Source organism: Rhodococcus sp. R1101, from assembly GCF_000278445.1.
Taxonomy (GTDB): domain Bacteria; phylum Actinomycetota; class Actinomycetes; order Mycobacteriales; family Mycobacteriaceae; genus Rhodococcus; species Rhodococcus gordoniae.
In genome coordinates, this window is sequence record NZ_AJVB01000674.1 from 1 (window position 1) to 1,626 (window position 1,626).

Genomic DNA, 1,626 nt, shown 5'->3' on the forward strand with positions numbered 1-1,626 from the left:
CTTCTTCGGTCCGTCCGGCGGCCACGAGGGCGTCGGCGTAGGCATAGAAGAGGCGGGCTGCAGGCGTGCCGGTCCGGTCCGGATCGAGGTCGGGCGTCTGCAATGTGACGACAGCCTGGTCGTACTGACCGAGGTCCATGCGGGCACCGGCGAGGACGATGCGCAACTCGGCGGCGTCGTCGCCGGTCAGCTTGCGTGCATCGTCGCCGCGTCCCAGCTCGAGTGCCTTCTCGGGACGGCCGAGGCCACGTTCGCAATCGGCCATCACGGCGAGCAGTCCCGTACCACCGGACATGCGGCGCGCTGCACGGAGTTCGGACAGCGCCTCGGCCCACTCACCGGCGTGATACGCGGTGATGCCGGCGGCCTCGCGGACGACGGCGATGCGGCCGGCGCGCTGACGGGCGGCACGGGCATGGGAGAGCGCGGCACGGGGATCGTCGTCGAGCAGCCGACCGGCCATCACCAGATGCCGGGCGACGCTGTTCGCGTTCGACTTGTCCAGGCTCAGCAGGTCGCGGCGAATGGTCGGATCGAGCTCGGACGCCTCGACGTCGTCGGGCAGATCGGGTTCGTCCGGACGTGCGTCGCGACGCTGCGGCGCGATGCCTTCGCGCCCACGGGACGGCCCGAATCCACCTTCACCACCGCGACGGCGGGGCGCACCCTCGCTGCGGCGGTCGCCGGACTGGGGTCCTCGACGGTCACCGGAGTAGCCCCGGCTGGCGCCGCTACCACGCTGGTCGCCACCCCGCTGGTCACTACCGCGACGGTCGTCGCGATTGCCGTAGCTGCGCTCGCCGCGGGGACGGTCGCCGTACTGCCGACCGCGGTCGTCGCTGCGACCCGGACGATCCTCGCTGCGACGGGGGCGATCGTCGCCTCCGGAGCGTTCCCGGTAGGGACGGTCGCCGCGATCGGAACGGGCGTCGTCGCGGCCGCGATCGCGGCGGTCTCCGCCCTGGTAGGAGCGGCGGTCGTCGCCGTGCTGGGGACGACGGTCATCGCCGCTTCGAGGGCGACGGTCCTCACTACGTTGAGGACGCCGATCATCGCTGCGCGGGGGACGTCGATCGTCACCGCGCTGGGGACGACGGTCGTCGTCACGGCTGGACGAACGTCCGCCGGTTCCGTAGCCGCCCTGCCGGCGCTCGTCGCCGCGCCCGCGTTCGTCGCCGCGCCCGCGTTCGTCGCGGTCGCGCGGTGCACGCTCGCCGCGACTGTCGTCGGCGCGTTCGTCGCGCTCCTTCTTGCGGCCCGACCACGGAGTGGATCCTCCACTCCTGAAGGACCGACGTTCACCGTTGCCGTCGGACACAGAAAAATCCTCTCATGAAAACACGAAAGGGGACCCAAACGAGTGGGTCCCCTTTCGGAACGGGTGTTCGGCGGTGTCCTACTCTCCCACACCCTGTCGAGTGCAGTACCATCGGCGCAGACAGGCTTAGCTTCCGGGTTCGGAATGGGACCGGGCGTTTCCCTGTCGCTATGGCCGCCGTAACTCTATGAAACAGTAACCACGCAGAACATCGACAATCCCTGCTACCGCAGGATCTTCGATATCTGTGTGTGTTGTTTCAGATACCGCACAGTGGACGCGTAACATCTTCGTGGTAAGTCCTCGGC

At 69.2% G+C, this 1,626-nt stretch carries 1 rRNA gene and 1 pseudogene; both read right to left on the reverse strand.

The annotated features are described in order from the left end of the window. Positions 1–862, reverse strand: a pseudogene (locus R1101_RS31225) (hypothetical protein); the annotation flags it as partial. 521 nt (positions 863–1,383) lie between these two features. Further along, positions 1,384–1,500 (reverse strand): 5S ribosomal RNA (rrf, locus tag R1101_RS0123085). Between the last annotated feature and the right edge of the window lie 126 nt (positions 1,501–1,626).